Origin of the sequence: Microbacterium sp. BLY (assembly GCF_017939615.1) — a bacterium.
GTDB lineage: Bacteria > Actinomycetota > Actinomycetes > Actinomycetales > Microbacteriaceae > Microbacterium.
This window is the reverse complement of the sequence record NZ_JAGKSR010000001.1, coordinates 1374593-1392330: the sequence shown is the minus strand read 5'-3', so window position 1 is coordinate 1392330 and position 17738 is coordinate 1374593. Positions and strand designations below refer to the sequence as shown.

Sequence of the window (17738 nt, the reverse complement as noted above, 5' to 3'; positions counted from 1 at the left end):
GGATCGTGCCATCGGGAGTGGGCCCGCAGACCTATGTCGGCACGGGGGATTCCGTCGATCCGCCCTTGCTCGTGTCCCCAGCGGCGACCGCATGCGGCAGCGCGTGGGTCACGAGGCTCACGAGGAACTTCCCGGGCTCCTCGAACATGCACAGGTGCGCGGAGTTCTCGAACCAGACGACGTGCGTCGAGGGTGCCGTCACGTTCTCCAGCCACCGCGTGACGGGTGCCGTGGGCGTCGTCCAGTCGTGGCGCCCGAGGAACTGGAGCATCGGCACCTCGAACGCCGTCTGATCGCGGGCGTCGAAGCCGAGCAGGGCCGGCAGCACCTCGGGCATGGTCGCCCGCTGCCCGACGCCGATGAGAGCCAGGTCGGCGTCCGTGTAGTACGGAGACAGCTCCTGCGACTCGGTGAAGTATGCGAAGTCGGAGCGATAGGCCGAGAGCCCGCCGTAGTACTGCGCCCATCTCCGGCAGGTCACGATCCGCTCGACGGTCAACGGCTCCTCACCGGGGTACTCCCCGAGTGCCTGCAACTCGGAGATCGCCCGCTCGTTCCGGTCCGCGACCGCACTCCGCATCGCGTGGCGGAAGCTCTCCTCCTCGTTCTCGGGACCGGAGATGACCTGGCCGACGCCGATGTAGGCCCACAGCAGGTCGGGGCGCCGCCGGGCCAGAGTGAGCCCGAGGACCGTCCCCCAGCTGTGCCCGAGCACCCCGACCTTCTGCACCCCCAGCTCCCCCTGAAGCCACCCGATCAGTTCCACGAGATCGTCGACATACCGGTCGACGCTGAGATCGATGCCGTCGGGCACGGAGCCCGCGGACTTGCCGCTCGCGCGCTGGTCGTAGTTGACGACCGTGAAGTAGTCCTCCACGCCTCGTTGCCAGACCCACGACGAGGGCAGCGACGGCAGGGCCGGACCACCGTGGCAGACGATGAGCACGGGGTGCCGCGTGCTGCGGCCACGGATCGAGACGAACTGGACGACACCGCCGAGTTCGACGGACTCCGTCCGGTCGATCGACTCCGGGTTCGGGATCCGGCAGAGATCCGCAACCACTGCGCGGCCGAGGTCGTCACTCATGTCGATCACCCTAGGCGAATTGCCCCGGGCGGGAGTTCACTCCAGCGCGCGCTGCCACACATCCCGGTGCGCGGTGACGTAGTCGAGCACCGACGCCCAGTGCGCCCCGTGACCCGTGCGGTACATCGTCCCCCACGGCTCGCGACCCACCTCCGCGGACGAGCGCAGCAGGTCGAGCATCGCCTGCGTGCGCCGACGCATCATGTCCGGGAGCACCGCGCGAAGGTCCTCATCGGCGCCGTAGCCGTCGACGAACGCCGCGAGGTCTTCGGCGGAGCGCTGCGGGTCCCTGGTCGGATCGGGAAGCGCGAACGTCTGCGCCGAGAAGGCGAGGTCCCACGACCGGCTGCCCGGGGAGGCGCCGTCCCAATCGATGAAGACCCAGCGGTCGCCGAGCATGAGGTTCCACGGTGCCAGGTCGTTGTGGCAGATGAGATCGCCCGCCGGCGCCGACAGGGGCGATTCCCACACCGCATCAGCGGCGGGGACATAGCGCGCCGATACGTCATGGATCCGGCGCACCATCCCGCCCACGCGACCCAGCTCGGCGGCGGAGAGGGGCGCGGAGTCCATCGCAAGCGTGCCGGGGATGAACTCGATGATCTGCCGCCCCTGCGCGTCTCTGCCGAGCGGCTCGGGCGCATCGACACCACCGTCGCGCACCGCCTGCACATACGAGATGACGTGCGGAGTCGCCGGTGTCCACGTCTTGCGGACGGTGTCCCCGACCCGCACGACGGGCCCGCTGGCGTTGCCGCCTTCCAGGACTTCCTCGCGCATCCTCCGAGGCTATCGGAGGCCTCCCCGCCAGAGATCACTCCTCCGGGTGACGGGGGATACCTCCCGCGACGGACGCCGCTCGCTGGGCCCGCGAGCAGAGTGGAGGTATGACACGACGACACCTCCTCCCCGCTGCCGCCCTGCTCCTCGGCGGCACCCTTTTGCTCGGCGGATGCGCCGCCGTGGAGGGTCTCGTGCACAAGCAATCGACCCGGACGTTCGACGACGCCGATGCGTTCCGGGCGGATGCGCCGGTCGACGCGGACTGGGTTCCGGACGACGCGACGGCTCTCACGCTCCGCACATCGACCATCGAGGACGCCGGCGACGCCGTCCTCCTGCTGACGAGCACGAAAGCGCTGCCGGACGACTGCACAGAGACGGAGCGGACCTCCGCCCCGACGTGGACACTGGACGACGGCCCGTCCGCCTACGAGGCGAAGACCGTCTTCGTCTGCGGCGACTGGAGCGTCATCCCGTCCGACGACGGCTGGTTCGGATGGACGCCGAATTCCGACGAGGAGAAGGCCGCCGCCGGGAGCTGAGCCCGCTCAGAGGTCGTCGAGGGCCTCGCGCGCCGCTTCCACGGCGTCCACAGCGGCGTCCTTCCTCTCCGCGGCCGCCGTGCGCCTCTTCTCGGCGGCGGGACGGTCGCGCTCGACGCGGTCGGCCTCCTGGTGCAGCTTCTCCAGCTGTGCTTCCAGCTCGGCGATGCCGTCGGCCAGCTCCTCGGCGCGAGCGCTCAGCGCCTGCACCGCGTCGTCCTCCTTCGCGAGCGCGCGCTCCGCCGCCGCGAGATCCTTCTCAGCAGCCGCCACCTGCCGCTCCGCGTCCCGGCGCCTCCGTCGCTCCTGAAGCTCGTCCGCCGGCCGCTCCGGCGGGGGTCCGAGGGTGGGGAGCGTCCCGGCCACCGCATCGCGGATGTCGTCGGTCGACCCCGACGGCTCCAGCGCGCGGATGAGCCGACCGGACGCCACGGCGGCCGCGGCATCCGGATCGAAGAACGCCGCGGAGATCGTCTGCTCGACCGCATCGCGCGTCGCCGGCGTCACCCGTTCTCCGCGGGAGCCGGCGAGGTCTGCGGCGGTCTCGGCGAGCCGTCGGGTCAGCGCCCGGCGTTCCCGGCCGAGCTTCGCCAGTGCCGGGGCGTCCAGGTCGTCCTGCGCCTCGCGCAGCTCCGCGGCGAGCGCCAGAGCCTCCCCCAGCTGCGCCGCGCGCTCCTGTGCGAACACGTTGACGACCCAGGCGGCGACCGACGGCTTGCGGAGGGCCTTCACCTCCGCAGAGAGCGCTCGGTCGTCGAGCTCCTTGGCCTGGGCGTTCCGGGCGGTCGTGAACTCGTCGGGCGGTCCGGCGTACAGCGCCGCCGCGATGTCATCGAGGGTCGGAGCGGCCATGCGCCCACGATACGCGGGCTCGACCCGGCCTACTCGATCGCCAGGTAGTCCGCGGCGTCCGAAGCCATGAGGATCTTGGCGCCGAAGCCGCCGCTGCCGTTGCCCGGATAGAGGTACAGCTGACCGGCGGCCGTCCGCCCGATCAGATCGGCGCGGCCGTCGCCGTTGTAGTCCACGCCGCCGGTCACCTCGGTGAACTCCTGCCATCCGATACCGACCTGCCGCGAGGAGCGGAGCCCTGATGCCCCCGTGTACAGCACCAGCGCACCGGTTCCGGTGACCGCCATGATGTCGCCGCGCCCGTCGCCGTCGAAGTCGCCGGCGACGAGGTAGTGGAACTTGTCCCACCCGCCACCGTAGGTGATGTGGGGTGTGCTGAACCCGCCCGCCCCATTACCCCGGTACACCGTGAGCACACCGCCCTCGGACACACCGATCACGTCCTGCCGCCCGTCACCGGTGAAGTCCGCACCCGAGGCGACATGTCGCATGCTGTACCAGCCCGCCCCCGGTGTCGTCGCCGGTCGGAACCCGCCGGCGCCATTCCCCGCGTAGAACTCCAGGACTCCGTCCGACCGCGCCACCAAGAGGTCGGCGTTGCCGTCGCCGTTGAAGTCCGCATGGGTGATGTGTCGTCGGGTGTTCCCCCAGTCCGCACCGAACAGGGTGGTCGGCGCCCCGAGACCGCCACGGCCGTTACCCGCCCGCAGCCGCAGATCGCCGTTCCCGGCCACGATGAGGAGATCGGCATTGTCGTCGCCGGTGAAATCGGCGGAGCTGATCCCCGCGGGGTCACCGTTGCCGAGGCCAGGGAAGAACAGCGGAATGGTCCCGCCGCGTGTGACGTCGGCCAGGCAGGTGAAGCCCTGATTGATCTGCGAGTAGACCGTGCCGTTCAGCCACACCTCGAAATGCAGGTGGTACGCGGCCGAGTTCCCGGTGTTCCCCACGACACCGATCTGCTGCCCGCGCAGAACCTTGGTGCCCGGGGCATACCACCCGGGTGCCGCCATGTGCGCGTAGCGGGTGACGTAGCCGCCCGGGTGCTGCACGTCGACGTAGTTGCCGTAGCCGCCGTTGGACGTGCGGCTCTTGATCACCCCGTCGTAGGCCGCGAGGATCGGTGTCCCTCCGTTGCGCGAGATGTCGATGCCGTCATGTGCGCGGTAGTTCCCGAGACAGCCATCCCCCACCTTCGACTGGATGTTCCCGGAGGCCGGGTAGACCATGTATCCGTCCGATGCGGCGACCGCGGAGCCGGACGAGGTGAGGGCGGGAGCGAGTGAGCCCAGCACGATCGCGAGCACGGCGACGATCCCGATGCGGCCAAGACGCAAGCGGGACGTGCGCTTCATCTCGAAGTTCTCTCTTGCTCGGTGGCCCCAGGGACGTGATGTCCTCCGCCGTCACCGTACCAAGCGCACGCGCCGTGCACCGCCAACGCCACCCCTGTGCGTCGGTTCCCGTCCGTCGCATCCGGGACCCGCGGCGCACGTGCGCGAGGTGTACGGTCAGCAGTATGGGAAGACTCCGGTACGACGGGCACTCCGACCCGATCGTGATCGAAGACGAGACGCTCGCGCATCTCAAGATCGTCATCGCGACGAAGCTCCGCCGCCAGGAGAGCTTCATGATGACGTGGCGGCCGCTCGAGGGCGGCGTCGACGGACGCGCGAGCGTCTGGATCCACCCCGCGATCCCCCTGCAGTTCGGGTTCGACAGCGCCGAGCCGCCGACGATCGAGCCGCACCGCATCCAGGAGCTGATGCAGGCCCTGAACGCCTCGGGTGAACTGGTGCTGGACCATCTCGCCGGGCCTCACTGACGCCCGCACACGCCGGAACGATGCGCTCCATGGAGACCCCTCTCGTCCTCGTCCTCGGGCTGCTCATCGTCGGCCTCATCGTCATCGGCGTCTTCCTGCGTGGCTGGGTGCGGCGCCGGGCGGCGGTGGCGGGTCGACGGGCCGGCGCGCGCTTCACCTCGGCCCGGATGCGGGAGATCCTCGACGAGCTCGGTGCCACTCTCGTGATCCGCGCGTCACCGGCGGTCGCGGCGGATCTGCTGCGCGCGGCCGCCGCTGCACGCGGCAAGGACTTCACGCGTCTGGCGGACGGCGATATCGGCATCCGCTTCGTGGAGACGGACGACACGATCGTCCGGGTGGCACCCGACCCCGCAGGCGCCCTGCTGCGGGTCGAGACGTTCCGCGATTACCTCGGGTTCCCGCAGACGGCACCGCAGTGGAAGGAGTTGCGCGCCCTCGTGACGGCGGAGGCCGCCGCGCACGGGATCGCGGTGACCGACGGGCCGGCATCCGCTTTCGAACGCGGACCGCTTCTCGACGACCGGAACGCCCGGTGGACGCGGCTGCCCTGACGATTCCCCCGTTCCCTCACCGGGAAAACAGGGGCGACGATTCACAGGCGGCGCAATTAGGCTAGGACCCGCGCCGCGCCCCGCAGGACCTCCGTCGAGGACCCGGTCACGGCGTATGCCGGGCGGCCTCCTCCCCCGCGCATGCGACCCCGTCCACTGAACGGAGCCCCGCTTCGTGCCGTGGACATGCCAGAAAGGCTTGAACCCATGAGCGATTCCACGGGCACTCCCCGCGACGACGAGCGGTCGCCGGACTTCTTCGACCAGCTGATCGAGACGACGCCTCGCGACACCTCCGCGAACTCCGCTGCGGCGTTCACCATCGGATTCCGCGGCTACGACAAGGGTGAGGTCGACGCCGCACTGGCGTCGATGCGCGCGCAGCTCCAGCAGGCCGCGGACGAGGCCGCGGAGGCGAAGGCCCGCGAGGCCGAGGCCATCGAGGCGATCAAGGCCGAGGAGCGCGAGGCGCGCGAAGCCCTCGAAGCCGAACTCGCCGCCGCCAACGCGAAGGCCTCCGACGCGGAGCAGCAGGTGGCGACGCTCACCTCCGAGCTGGTCGACACCCCGCAGGCCGACGGCGAGGAAGCACCCTCGCGGCAGCAGTTCGAGGCGATCCTGCGAGTGGCCGAGGAGCAGGCGAACGTCCTCATCCAGAACGCCGCCGTGCAGGCCGACCGTCTGATGGCCGCCGCGCGCGAAGAGGTCGCCGCCCAGCGCGCCGAGGCCGAGGCCGACGCGGAGCGCATCACGTCGCAGGCGCAGCGTGACGCCGATCAGGTGCGTCTGAAGATGGAGACCGAGTACACGGCCCACGAGGCGCGGATCGAGCGCGAGGCGGCGCACGCCGCCGAGAAGGTCAACCAGGCGTCGCAGGAGGCCACGGCCATCCGCACGGAGGCGGAGAAGGGTGCCGCCGCGCTGCGGTCGCTCGTCACCCGGGAGACCACGCAGCTCCGCGCGGACGCCGAGCGCGAAGTGCGGGAGATGAATGCCCGCGTGCTCGAGTTCGAGGAGACGCTCACCCGTCGCCAGGACGACGCGCAGCAGGAGTTCCTCGTGCTGCACAACCAGGCCGTCGCTCACGCCGAGCGCATCACCTCCGACGCGAACGAGCAGGTCACGGCGTCGCTGGAGCACGCCCAGCGCATCTCCGCGAAGGCCGACGGCTACGAGAAGCTGATGCGCTCCCAGGCGCAGGCGATCGAGGCCGACGCGCAGGTCCGCGCGCGCGAGATCCTCGACCGCGCCCGGGTGAAGTCGCAGAAGATCGTCGACTCGGTCACCGGGCACACCTCTGCGGTGCTCCGCGACGCGGAGGACCGCGCCCGCCAGCTCCGGTGGCAGCAGCAGCAGCTCACGAGCTTCATGGCCGAGGTGCGCGAGCTCATCCGCCCCGACGGCATCTTCAGCGACGATGGCGTGCCGTCCGAGATCGCGGTGACCGAAGCCACGATCGACGAGGACGAGGACGAGGACGACGTCGAGGACACCGCCGTCGAGACCTTCCTCGGCGATGAGGTGCTGGACGACGAGCTGGACGACGACCGTCCGCTGGAGAAGATCACGATCGACGTCGTCGAGACGGACGACTCGAAGCGGTAACCCGCCCACCGGAACGCCGAAGGCGCGAGCAGATCGCTGCTCGCGCCTTCGGCGTTCTCCGTGTCGCTCAGGCGCGGCGGAGCTGCGCCGCCGCCGGGCAGTCGAACGGGTCGCGCGCCGCGAGCCCCACCCGGTTCAAGTAGGCGATCACGATCGCGTAGGAGCGCGCGAGGCTGGTCTCCGTGTACGGCACACCCTGCGCCGCGCAGTAGTCCCGCACGATCTCGCGCGCCCGAGACAGGTGCAGGCGCGACATGTTCGGGAACAGGTGGTGCTCGACCTGGTGGTTGAGCCCGCCCATCAGCCACGTCACCCACCATCCGCCATTGATGTTGCGGGAGGTGCGCACCTGCTTCGAGAAGAAGTCGAGCTTGGCGTCGGGCGCGATGACCGGCATCCCCTTGTGGTTCGGTGCGAAGGAGGCTCCCATGTAGACACCGAACACGGCGAGCTGCACCCCGAGGAAGGCGAAGGCCATGCCGACGGGGAGGAGCAGGAACAGCGGGACGAGGAGGACGGCGAAGCGGAGCACGATGAGGCCGAGCTCGATCCAGCGCCCCTTCACGTTGCGCCGGGTGAGCAGGTGCTTCAGGCCGAGGTAGTGGAGGTTGAGTCCCTCGAGCGTCAGCAGGGGGAAGAAGAGCCACCCCTGCTTCCGCGTGATGAGACGGACGATCCCGCGCGACTGTGCCGCGTCGGTCTCGAGGAAGGAGATGGTGTCGACCTGGATGTCCGGGTCCTTGCCGACCTGGTTCGGGTTGCCGTGATGACGCGTGTGCTTGGTGTCCCACCAGTGGTAGCTCATGCCGATGATGCCGGCGAGCACGCGGGCCAGCCGGAAGTTGGCCGGACCGGTGGAGAGGATCTGCCGGTGGGCGGCCTCGTGCGCGAGGAAAGCAACCTGCGTGAAGACGATGCCGAGCGCGGCGGCGATCAGCAGCTGGAACCAGCTGTCACCCAGGAGCAGGAAGCCGGCGACGCAACCGGCGAACGCGACGACGAGAGCCGCCCCGACGAGGGAGTAGAACACGGGCGTGCGCTGCAGGAGCCCGGTCTCCTTCACGACCTGCTGGACGTCGCGGTAGGCCCGGGTGAGAGGAGGGAAGTCGGCGTTCCCGGCATAGGTCTGACGGACCGGGCCGAGCGTGGCGGTGACGGACGGGGAGGGAGTGAGAGAGATGATGCTCTCCTGCCGTTCGGAGCCCTGGAGCTGAAGAAGCAAGGGCGGATGCCGATCGCTGTGGCCACACTAACCGCGCTCGCATACGCGAGGCGGCATACGACTCAGGCGCGGGCGCGGCGCAGGTGCCGACGCCGTGGCCGCGCCCTCTTCGGCGAGACACCGGGGCGCGCGGGTTCCTGCGCGGCGGCGAGGGCCCGGAACGCGTCGTCGAGCACGGGGAAGGACCCGAGGTCGGTGCCGCGCTGGTCATGGAGGCGGTGGGCGGAGCCGTCGAATTCGACGAAGCCGGCGAATTCCCCGTCACGGGTGGCGACGTGCACGTCGACGTCGGCCTGCTTCCAGGTGAGAGGGTCGGACGGAGGGACAGTGGTGGTACTCATGCTGATGCTCATTGCTGTGGGGCGGGCGCGCTGTCGCGCTCCGCATGTCGAGAGACCGAGGGCGGATTCCGCGCGCGTCGATGTGCGTGGTCCGTGGATGGCCCTGATCAGTGGCGACGAGGCGGCCGAGAGGGGGCGAAACGCACACGTTGCTCGATCAGTCTAGCAGATCACCCGGTTCCGCCTTCCGGCGCCTCACGCGCCGGGCGGGGCACCGCCCGGCGCACCCCCTCCTCCGGGCGCGGAGCCGCCGCTCGGGGCCGTCGTCGTGTCCACGCCCACCACGAGCGTTGCGGCGTACCCGCCGGCGACGCTTCCCGTCGTCGTCGCGACCTGAGTGGCGCCCCCGTCGTCACCGAAGACGTTGTCCGTGGCCATCGAGATCCGCGCCAGGTTCTCCGCAGACCCGGCGTACGCCGCCTCCGCGTACACCGCTCGGCACGCGTCCTCGGGAAGCGCGAGTTGCGAGGTGGCGATCGCGTTCGAGACATCCGTGATCGAGGCGGCGTCCGGGTAGACCTCGAAATGCACGTGCGGCCACCGCCCCGAGTAGCACCCGGGGAAGACGGACGTGAACGACACGCGCCCGTCCTCATCCGCGACCTGCACGCCACGGAGGTAGGAGACGTCCTCCAGCCCCGCCGAGTACAGCGAGTACTCCCCCTGCGCGGTGCAGTGCCAGGCATAGACGGCGACGCCCGCGAACGGCGCTCCGCCATTCGCGAGGTCGAGGATCTGCAGCTCGAGAGAGAGCGGCACCCCTTCGGCGACGGCGCCGCCGTCAAGGGAGGACCGGATGTCCTGGCGGATGATCCCCGCCTCTTCGAGCACGTCCGGACCGTTCGAGCCGTCACCCGGGTACGGCCCTGCCGTCTCATCCGGGATCTCCGCCACGGTGGTATCGGTCGCCGCGGTCGTGGCACCGGGCGTCGGGGCGGAGGTCGAGCTCGCCGAGCCGGTGGCGGACGGCGTGCAGGCGGCGAGCACGACGGCGCCGAGTCCCAGGCCTCCACCGATCAGCAGGCCCCGTCGACTCATCAGCGTCCGGAGATCGAACGCCACTCCCTGGTCGACCACTTCCTCGTCGGCGCGATCCAGCGGTCGTCCCTCGTAGGTCGGACCGTCCGGCGTCGGCGTGGGCTGCGGGATACGGTTCATGGTGCGCTCCTCTCGAGCGGGCTCGGCGATGCGACCATGATGCGTGCGGCACCAGTCAGGAGGCTATGCCGGACCGATGAAGATCATGAGGGAGCGAGAGCAGAGCGGAGGGTGCGGGGACACCGCTCCGCTCTGCGACGCTGCGGCACGAGAAATCGGCGACAGCGCGGGCCGGAGCGAGGGGGAGTCGCTCTCGCGGCCACGACGACGACCGGCTGGGGGGACAGACACGGCCGTGCACATCCAGTCGAACACGGAGTTGGCCACCTGTCAAGTTTTTCCTGGCCACCTGTCCAGAACGCGCGTGATGCCATAGCATTGCCCGCACCGATCCCGAAGGGGACGAGACCGGGGGTAGCACGATGACGACAGCGACCAAGAGAGCGGAACGCGCGGGCACGGACAAGTTCGCCCTTCGCCGGCGCGCCCTGGCCGAGGCCGCGCTCGAGACCATCGCCGAGCGCGGATTCGCCCGGACGGGACTCCGCGAGATCGCTCAGCACTCGGAGCTCTCCCACGGCTCGCTGCACTACTACTTCACCGACAAGAACGACCTCATCGCCGAGGCGGTGCGGATCTCGAAGCACGGGCTGGGCGACCGGTACCTGGCCGTCCTCGCCGAAGCGGACACTGCCGAGGGCCTGGCCGCGGCCGTCGCCGATGAACTCGCCCGCAGCGTGCGCGACGACGCACCGCTGCACCGCCTCTGGTATGACCTGCGCAACCAGGCCCTCTTCGAGTCCGGCTTCGGTGACACGATCGCGGAGGTCGAGGCCCAGCTGCAGCAGGCGATCTGGACCGTCGTGGAACGCTACACGGAGCTCTGCGGGCGCCCCAGCCGCTTCCCCCCGCTCCTCGCCTACGCGCTCACGGACGGAATGATGCAGCACGCGCTCATCCGCCACCTGCGTGGTGACGCGGATGCGATCGACCGGCTGCGCCGCGACTGCCTCGACCTCTTCGCCGCCTGCGTCTGACGCACCGGCTCACGCGTCCGGTCGCGCGGCTGCGCGGAGGACCGGGGGATGCCGGACGAGCACCACGACGATCGCGACCATGACCGCTGCGGTGAGCGCGACCGGGACCGGGACGAACGGGTCGAGCAGCACCACGAGGGCACCGAGCGGGATCACCGTGTTCACGATCCGGTCGGCGTTGTCGCGGATCGCGATCCACCAGATCCCCAGGAGGAAGACGGCGATCGGGATCGACACCGTGAAGGTGGCGGCCACCGGCGACAGGTGACTCTCCCCCGTCATCACGTCCAGCTCGACCTCGACTCCGGCGGAGAACGCCGCGGCCGCCGCGAACACGAAGTAGTGCGTGTAGCCGTACCGCAGCGACCGGCCCAGGCTCGCGATCGCCCGGTGGTGCGGCGGCCAGAAGTAGATCCACCACAGCGACGCCGTGACGACGAACGCGAGCGCGGAGATCGCCAGCAGAGGCCCCAGTCGCTCCACTTCGTCGAGCGCGTCGATGATGGCGTTGGCGGAGGCGAGGAGGCTCTCGCCGAGCACGATGAGGGTGAAGAGTCCGTAGCGCTCGGTGATGTGATGGGGGTGCCAGGGCGTCTGCCCCCGTCGCTCGGCGAACACCGGGACGGAGATCTCGATGACAGCGAACACGACGAACGCGGTGAGCTGGACGGGTCCGGACGGGATCAGCAGGAACAGGATCCACAGCACCTGCACCACGGCGATCCCTCCCGCGTACCGGAGCGCGACGCCGCGGAGCGGGCCCGCGGTACGGGAGGCGCGCAGCCACTGCGTCACCATCGCGACGCGCATCACGACGTAGCCGATCACGGGGAGGGTGAAGTCGCCGTGCTCGAACGCCGCCGGGATCCCGGCGGCGAGGATGAGGACCCCCGCCATCTGGACGAACGTGGCGATCCGATACGGCCAGTCGTCGGTGTCGAACGAGGTCGCGAACCATGTGAAGTTCATCCAGGCCCACCAGATCGCGAAGAACAGCATCGCGTAGGACGTGACCCCGTGCACGAACTCCCCGTGACTGAGGGCGTGGTGCAGCTGGGCCGAGGCGATGCTCACCGCCACGACGAACACCAGGTCGAAGAAGAGCTCCAGCGGGCTCGCGGTGCGATGCGGCTGCGCGGGATCGCGCGGCACCATGGCGCGCAGGCGGAAGCGAGGACTCGAGGAGGACGGCACGGTCACCGCGACAGACTAGCCCCGCGCACGCACCGTCATGCAGTATTCCGGATCCGATTCGCGACCAATCCCCGGCGGGCGCTTCCGTCCGCCGCCGGGATCCGCTACAGTGTTGGACGTCTGCAGTGCCTGCTGCACGCCTCATCGGTTGGGACGATGAGGACGCCCTTCGCGATGTGGGATCGCGAAGCATCAGCAGGACCCGAGGGGTCGGGACGCAGACGTGTCCGTGAACGTGGGGTTCACGGTCTGGGGAAAACTGGGGAAACGATGGCGCACTGGGGTTATCTGCGTACATTCACGGCTCAAGGGGCCTCGGCATGACTTCCGTCGAGGATGCTCTGAGCATCGCTCGTACGGGTTTCACGCCGATCACGGCTCCGCGAGCGACCGCGTCGGTGACGCCGGCGGCGAGCACGCCGCGCGTGTCGGCGACGCTCGAACGACGCCTCCAGTGGGAGCGTCGCTATCGGATGCGGCTGCGGATCACGGATGCGGCTGTCATCCTGATCGCCGTCGCACTGACGGCGGCGGTCCAACTGGTCACCGGCGTCGCGGTGACCGAGGCTGTGCGCAACGCCGCATTGCTGAGCCTCGCCTGGTACCTGATGCTGTCGGCGCTCAACAGCCGAGCCGCCGCCATCTTCGGGTCCGGGGCCACCGAGTACCGCCGCGTGGCACACGCGGCCGGTCTCGCCTTCGGCATCACCGCCATCGCGGGCGTGCTCCTGGAGTGGGAAGGACTGCAGCCGCTGTTCTTCATCGCACTTCCGGTCGGCATGCTCGGCCTCCTCTTCGCCCGCTGGACATGGCGCCGCTGGCTGCAGCGGCAGCGCCTGTCCGGGCGGTTCGCGTCGAGGACACTGGTGGTCGGCGCCACCGAGGACGTCGAATATGTGATCGACTCCCTGCAGAAGGGCGGGGAGAACGGCTATCACGTCGTGGGGACGACGTTGCTGGATCGCACGGCCGGCGCGCTCAGGATCGGGGAGAGCATCTACCCGGTCGTGGGCGATGTGGACACCGTCGCCGCGGCGGCGGCACAGCTCGGGGCGGACACCATCATCGTGGCGAGCCGCCCCGAGGGGTCCCCCGACTTCGTCAAGCAGCTCAGCTGGCAGCTCGAGGGCACAGCCGCCGAGCTCGTGCTCTCCAGCCGCCTGACGGACGTCGCGGGCCCCCGCATCTCGCTGCGGCAGGTCGACGGCCTTCCGCTGATCCAGGTGAAGATCCCGACCTATGAGGGCGGGGTGCACCTGCTCAAGCGTGCCCTGGACATCGTGGTCGCCACGATCGCACTGATCCCGATCGCGCTGCTCACGCCCGTGCTCAGCGCCCTCATCAAGCTCGACTCGCCGGGACCGGTGTTCTTCTTCCAGGAGCGCGTCGGTCGTGACGGGCGCACGTTCAAGATGGTCAAGTTCCGCTCCATGCGCACCGACGCGGAGAAGCAGCTGGCCGCGCTCAAGGAGCACAACGAGGGCGCCGGCCTCCTCTTCAAGATGAAGGACGACCCGCGGGTCACGCGCGTCGGCAAGGTGCTGCGCAAGCTCTCCCTCGACGAGCTCCCGCAGTTCTGGAACGTCCTCGTCGGCGACATGAGCGTCGTGGGCCCTCGTCCGCCGCTGCCGAGTGAGGTCACCGCGTACGACGGGACGGTGTTCCGTCGCCTGTACATCAAGCCCGGCATCACGGGCCTGTGGCAGGTCTCCGGGCGCAGCGACCTGTCGTGGGACGAGAGCGTGCGCCTCGACCTCCGGTACGTGGAGAACTGGTCCGTCATGAACGACCTCCAGATCATGTGGCGCACCGCCAAGGTCATGGCGCAGCCGAGCGGGGCATACTGAGCGGATGAGTAATACGACACCCCTCACGATCGCGATGGTGGGGACCCGCGGCGTGCCCGCCGCCTACGGCGGGTTCGAGACGGCCATCGAAGAGGTGGGCCGCCGACTCGCCGACCGCGGGCACGACGTCGTCGTGTACACGCGCGGGTCCGAACACCGCGAGAAGGAGTACCTCGGAATGCGGGTGGTGCACCTTCCCGCCGTCCCGGTGAAGCAGGTCGAGACGCTCAGTCACACCGGCCTGTCGGCTCTGCACCTCCTGTTCCACCGTCGCCCCGACGCCACGTTCGTCTTCAACGCGGCGAACTCGCCGTTCCTGCCGCTGCTCCGTCTGCGTCGGGCGCCCGTCGCCCTCCACATGGACGGACTGGAGTGGCGACGTTCGAAGTGGGGACCGCGTGGTAAGGCCTACTACCGCTGGGCCGAGCAGTTCGGCGTCCGCACCGGGGACGCGCTCATCGCCGACGCCCCGGGCATCTCCGACTACTACCGCCACCAGTTCGACGTGCCCACCGAGCTCATCCGCTACGGCGCGCCGATCCTGGACGAGCCGTCGACCGACCGTCTCGCCGAGATGGACCTCACGCCCGACGGCTTCCACCTCGTGGTCGCGCGGTTCGAGCCGGAGAACCACGTGCTCGAGATCGTCCGCGGCTACCGCGCGAGCTCCGCGCGGCTGCCCCTCGTGGTGGTGGGTTCCGCCCCCTACTCCGCCGGATACATCCAGGAGATCCACGACGCGGCCGCCGGCGACGAGCGGATCCGCCTCGTGGGCGGCGTCTACGATCAGGACCTCCTCGACGCGCTCTACGCGCACGCCGCGACGTACCTGCACGGCCACTCCGTCGGCGGCACCAACCCGTCGTTGCTGCGCGCCATGGGCGCCCGCACCGCGGTGATCGGGTTCGAAGTGCCGTTCAACCGGGAGGTGCTCGACGGGAACGGCTGGTTCTTCGCCGCCGCGGACGACGTCGCAACGCACGTGGAGGCCGCGGAAGCCGATCCCGCCACCCGTGAGGCGCACGCCGCCGCGGTCCAGGAGATCGCGCGCACCCGCTTCCGCTGGGACGACGTCGCCGACGAGTACGAGAGCCTCGCCCGCCGCCTGGCGGAAGGCTCCAGCATCCACCGATCCGCTCGGCGCGCGCGTCGGCGGAGCACGGACTGGACGCCCGCACCCGCGGACACGGCACGATGACCGCCGGAGACCGCCGGAAGACGGTGCTGCTCGTCCACCCGGGTGCCGAGATGTTCGGCTCCGACCGGATGCTGCTGGAGAGCGCGGCCGGCCTCGTCGATGCGGGCGCCCGTGTCGTCGTCGCCCTGCCCAGCACGGGCCTCCTGGTCGCGCCGCTGCGCGCCGCGGGTGCCGAGGTCGTCATCGTGCCGATGCTCGTCCTCCGCAAGGTGCTGCTCACCCCGCGTGGTCTCCCCCGCCTCTTCCGCGACATGTTCCGCGGCCTCGGCGCCGCCTGGCGGCTGATCGGGCGACTTCGCCCCGACGCCGTGTACGTGTCGACCATCATCATCCCGCAGTGGCCGCTCATCGCCCGGGCCCGCGGCACCCGGGCCGTCAGCCACGTGCACGAGGCCGAGGCTTCGGGCAACACGCTGGTGAATCGCCTGCTCTACGCGCCTCACCTCGCGTCCACGCGGACGCTGGTGAACAGTCGGTTCAGCCTGGACACCATCCGGCGGGCCCTGCCCGCGTTGGCCGACCGCACGCGCATCGTGTTCAACGGCGTCGCGTCGCCAGCCGAGCCCACCCCGCCGCGCCCCCGCATCGACGGCGCCCTGCGCGTGCTCTACGTCGGTCGGCTCTCCCCGCGGAAGGGTCCTGACCTGATCATCGACGCGGCCGCCAGGCTCCGCGCCGCCGGGCGTGCCGTCGACGTCACCCTGCTGGGCGCCGTCTTCGAGGGGTACGAGTGGTTCGAGCAGGACCTTCGTCGCCGTGCCGACGAGACGGGGGTCCCGGTCCATTTCGCCGGGTTCCACGCGGACATCTGGCCCTTCCTCGCCGACGCCGATGTCCTGGTCGTGCCGTCCCGGGTGGACGAACCGTTCGGGAACACGGCAGTCGAGGGCGTCCTCGCGCTGCGCCCCGTCATCGCCAGCGACAGCAGCGGCCTCCGGGAGGCAGCGGGTGGTTACGCCACCGCCCAGCTCGTCACACCGGATGACCCCGCCGCGATCGCCGCCGCGCTCGACGACGTCCGTACGCGCTGGGACGAGCTCGTGGCCGGCGTCGCCGACAGCCGCGACGAGGCGCAGCGCCGTCACGCTCCCGCCGTCTACCGCACCGCCGTCGCCACCGGCGTCCTGGACTGACCGGGCCCCACTGCCACACCGACGGCCCTGCGTCGGCGCGGCGCGGACCCGTGGCCGGGCGTCCTCAGGCTCGCGCCGACCATGCGGAGACGGAAGCCCAGGTCAGACGGCGGCGGCGGAGTCGGCGGTGAGCCGGGCGCGGTTGCGGACGATGTAGATCGAGAACGGGATCAGCTGGCAGACCAGCAGCGCGAAAGCGACGCCGAGGAGCGGACCGACGATCCCCAGGATCGGCGTGAGCACGAACGCCAGCGTGATCCCGACGGCCGCCATGCTGAGGGTCGGAATCACCTGGAACCGGATGCCGGGCTTGTCCATGATGAACATCCCGAGCGGGTAGACGGCGGCAGTGAGCATGATCATGAGGCCGAACGCGAAGATGGTGGTCGGGCGGACCACCAGCTCCCCCTGCGTGATGAAGCCGAACAGCCACGGGCCGATGAGCCAAACGAACACGGTGGCGAGCGCGACCGCGATGGCGAACAGCGCGGAGAGCAGGAACGGCCCGCGACGCAGGTCGCCCTGGTGCCGCATCCGGGCGAAGTGCGGCCACAGCGCGAGGCCACCGGCCATCACGAGCCCGTTGAGCGCGAAGAAGACCTGTCCGGCCACGCCGTACTCGGCGACATCCGTCGGCCCCCCGAGCTGGGCGATCACGTACCGTTGCGACCCCACGGCGATCGGATAGGTCACCATCTGGGCCAGCATGGGCCACCCGACGTCCATCACCCGAACGCCGGGGAACCGACGTGGCCGGAGGACCATACGCGCCGCCGACGGGATGAGCGGCGACGTCGTGCGCGCCGTGATGAGAACGCCCAGGATCGACACGATGAGCGATGCCGCGAACGAGGCGATCGCGACGTACGAGTGGAGGTTCTCGCCTCCGAACGTGAGCAGCAGCCAGACCCCGGCCAGGGTGAGGGGCGAGATGAGCCCCTGCAGCAGGATCACGATGTGGTTCTTGCGCTGGCCGAGCATGATCCGCGCCCAGATGCCCAACGGGATCCCGAGGCAGAAGATCGTGACGCAGAAGAACGCCGCCAGGGACGCCCCCGGTTCGCCCCCGGCGTCGCCGAAGACCACCTCCCACGCCCCGGTGGCGAGCAGCACCGTGTTGACCGCCATCGCCGAGGCGGCGAACATCAGGAGAACCCGACCGACCGACGTGAGCTGATACCGCAGCTTCTCGTCGGTCCGGACGTCGTCGCTGGTCGCCACCGCGTTGACGAGGACCGCGCCGCTGCCGAGGTCGGTGAAGGTCAGCAGCGACGGGATGGTGGTGAGCAGCGTATAGAGGGCGAAGCTGCCGACGCCCGCGTCCCCGATGATCATCCGTGTCGTGAGAACGCCGCAGACCAGCGCGATGACCATCGTCAGCGCGCGGGCGCCGACAGCGAGAAGAGAACCCATACCTAGA

At 70.1% G+C, this 17738-nt stretch carries 17 protein-coding genes; 8 read left to right on the top strand and 9 right to left on the bottom strand.

The genetic code is table 11. The annotated features are described in order from the left end of the window. Positions 1–31: 31 nt before the first annotated feature. Both KAF39_RS06905 and KAF39_RS06900 read right to left on the bottom strand, forming a co-directional pair. A complete protein-coding gene (locus tag KAF39_RS06905) occupies positions 32–1087 on the bottom strand; it encodes an alpha/beta hydrolase (RefSeq protein WP_210676584.1) in 1056 nt (351 codons plus the stop codon). Positions 1088–1123: 36 nt separating this feature from the next. Next, the gene (locus KAF39_RS06900) at positions 1124–1867 is read right to left on the bottom strand and encodes a phosphotransferase (RefSeq protein ID WP_210676582.1); all 744 of its coding nucleotides are present in this window, start codon (positions 1865–1867) and stop codon (positions 1124–1126) included. Between the two features lie 107 nt (positions 1868–1974). Here KAF39_RS06900 and KAF39_RS06895 point away from each other — a divergent pair, with 107 nt between their 5' ends. After that, positions 1975–2412 carry a hypothetical protein gene (locus tag KAF39_RS06895; protein WP_210676581.1) on the top strand — a complete coding sequence of 146 codons (438 nt, stop codon included), beginning with the start codon at positions 1975–1977 and terminating at the stop codon, positions 2410–2412. A gap of 6 nt (positions 2413–2418) precedes the next feature. Here KAF39_RS06895 and KAF39_RS06890 read toward each other — a convergent pair whose 3' ends face one another. Together KAF39_RS06890 and KAF39_RS06885 are read right to left on the bottom strand one after the other, a co-directional pair. Beyond that, complete coding sequence (locus tag KAF39_RS06890; RefSeq protein ID WP_210676579.1) at positions 2419–3264, bottom strand: transposase; 846 nt, start codon at positions 3262–3264, stop codon at positions 2419–2421. 29 nt (positions 3265–3293) lie between these two features. After that, positions 3294–4619: an FG-GAP-like repeat-containing protein gene (locus KAF39_RS06885; RefSeq protein ID WP_210676577.1), complete on the bottom strand. Its 1326-nt coding sequence runs from the start codon at positions 4617–4619 to the stop codon at positions 3294–3296. A gap of 164 nt (positions 4620–4783) precedes the next feature. Here KAF39_RS06885 and KAF39_RS06880 point away from each other — a divergent pair, with 164 nt between their 5' ends. The 3 genes from KAF39_RS06880 to KAF39_RS06870 all read left to right on the top strand — a co-directional run bounded on the left by KAF39_RS06880 (position 4784) and on the right by KAF39_RS06870 (position 7248). Next, a complete protein-coding gene (locus tag KAF39_RS06880; protein ID WP_210676575.1) occupies positions 4784–5089 on the top strand; it encodes a hypothetical protein in 306 nt (101 codons plus the stop codon). 29 nt (positions 5090–5118) lie between these two features. Beyond that, positions 5119–5643 (top strand): hypothetical protein, encoded by a 525-nt coding sequence (locus KAF39_RS06875; RefSeq protein ID WP_210676574.1) that lies wholly within the window; start codon positions 5119–5121, stop codon positions 5641–5643. A gap of 207 nt (positions 5644–5850) precedes the next feature. Continuing rightward, entirely contained in the window at positions 5851–7248 is a 1398-nt protein-coding gene (locus KAF39_RS06870) for a cell division initiation protein (protein ID WP_210676572.1), read from the top strand. A 67-nt stretch (positions 7249–7315) separates the two neighbouring features. Here the strand turns inward: KAF39_RS06870 and KAF39_RS06865 are convergent, their stop codons facing one another. From KAF39_RS06865 to KAF39_RS06855, 3 genes are all read right to left on the bottom strand, one after another. After that, a complete protein-coding gene (locus KAF39_RS06865; RefSeq protein WP_210677980.1) occupies positions 7316–8431 on the bottom strand; it encodes an acyl-CoA desaturase in 1116 nt (371 codons plus the stop codon). Positions 8432–8532: 101 nt separating this feature from the next. Next, a complete protein-coding gene (locus tag KAF39_RS06860) occupies positions 8533–8811 on the bottom strand; it encodes a hypothetical protein (protein WP_210676570.1) in 279 nt (92 codons plus the stop codon). Between the two features lie 195 nt (positions 8812–9006). Further along, positions 9007–9969 carry an intradiol ring-cleavage dioxygenase gene (locus KAF39_RS06855; protein ID WP_210676568.1) on the bottom strand — a complete coding sequence of 321 codons (963 nt, stop codon included), beginning with the start codon at positions 9967–9969 and terminating at the stop codon, positions 9007–9009. 362 nt (positions 9970–10331) lie between these two features. Here KAF39_RS06855 and KAF39_RS06850 point away from each other — a divergent pair, with 362 nt between their 5' ends. Beyond that, a complete protein-coding gene (locus KAF39_RS06850) occupies positions 10332–10946 on the top strand; it encodes a TetR/AcrR family transcriptional regulator (RefSeq protein WP_210676567.1) in 615 nt (204 codons plus the stop codon). 9 nt (positions 10947–10955) lie between these two features. Here the strand turns inward: KAF39_RS06850 and KAF39_RS06845 are convergent, their stop codons facing one another. Beyond that, entirely contained in the window at positions 10956–12101 is a 1146-nt protein-coding gene (locus KAF39_RS06845; RefSeq protein ID WP_210677979.1) for a low temperature requirement protein A, read from the bottom strand. A gap of 359 nt (positions 12102–12460) precedes the next feature. Between KAF39_RS06845 and KAF39_RS06840 the strand changes: the two genes are divergently transcribed. Genes KAF39_RS06840 through KAF39_RS06830 form a run of 3 tightly spaced genes read left to right on the top strand, consistent with a single transcriptional unit; the run spans position 12461 to position 16318 of the window. Further along, a complete protein-coding gene (locus KAF39_RS06840; protein ID WP_210676565.1) occupies positions 12461–13987 on the top strand; it encodes a sugar transferase in 1527 nt (508 codons plus the stop codon). A gap of 4 nt (positions 13988–13991) precedes the next feature. Continuing rightward, on the top strand, positions 13992–15185 hold the full coding sequence (locus KAF39_RS06835; protein ID WP_210676564.1) for a DUF1972 domain-containing protein: 1194 nt from the start codon (positions 13992–13994) through the stop codon (positions 15183–15185). Next, positions 15182–16318 carry a glycosyltransferase gene (locus KAF39_RS06830; protein ID WP_210676563.1) on the top strand — a complete coding sequence of 379 codons (1137 nt, stop codon included), beginning with the start codon at positions 15182–15184 and terminating at the stop codon, positions 16316–16318. The genes KAF39_RS06835 and KAF39_RS06830 overlap by 4 nt, the downstream gene beginning before the upstream one ends. Positions 16319–16420: 102 nt before the next feature. Here the strand turns inward: KAF39_RS06830 and KAF39_RS06825 are convergent, their stop codons facing one another. Next, positions 16421–17731 (bottom strand): hypothetical protein, encoded by a 1311-nt coding sequence (locus KAF39_RS06825; protein ID WP_210676562.1) that lies wholly within the window; start codon positions 17729–17731, stop codon positions 16421–16423. Positions 17732–17738 lie beyond the last annotated feature (7 nt).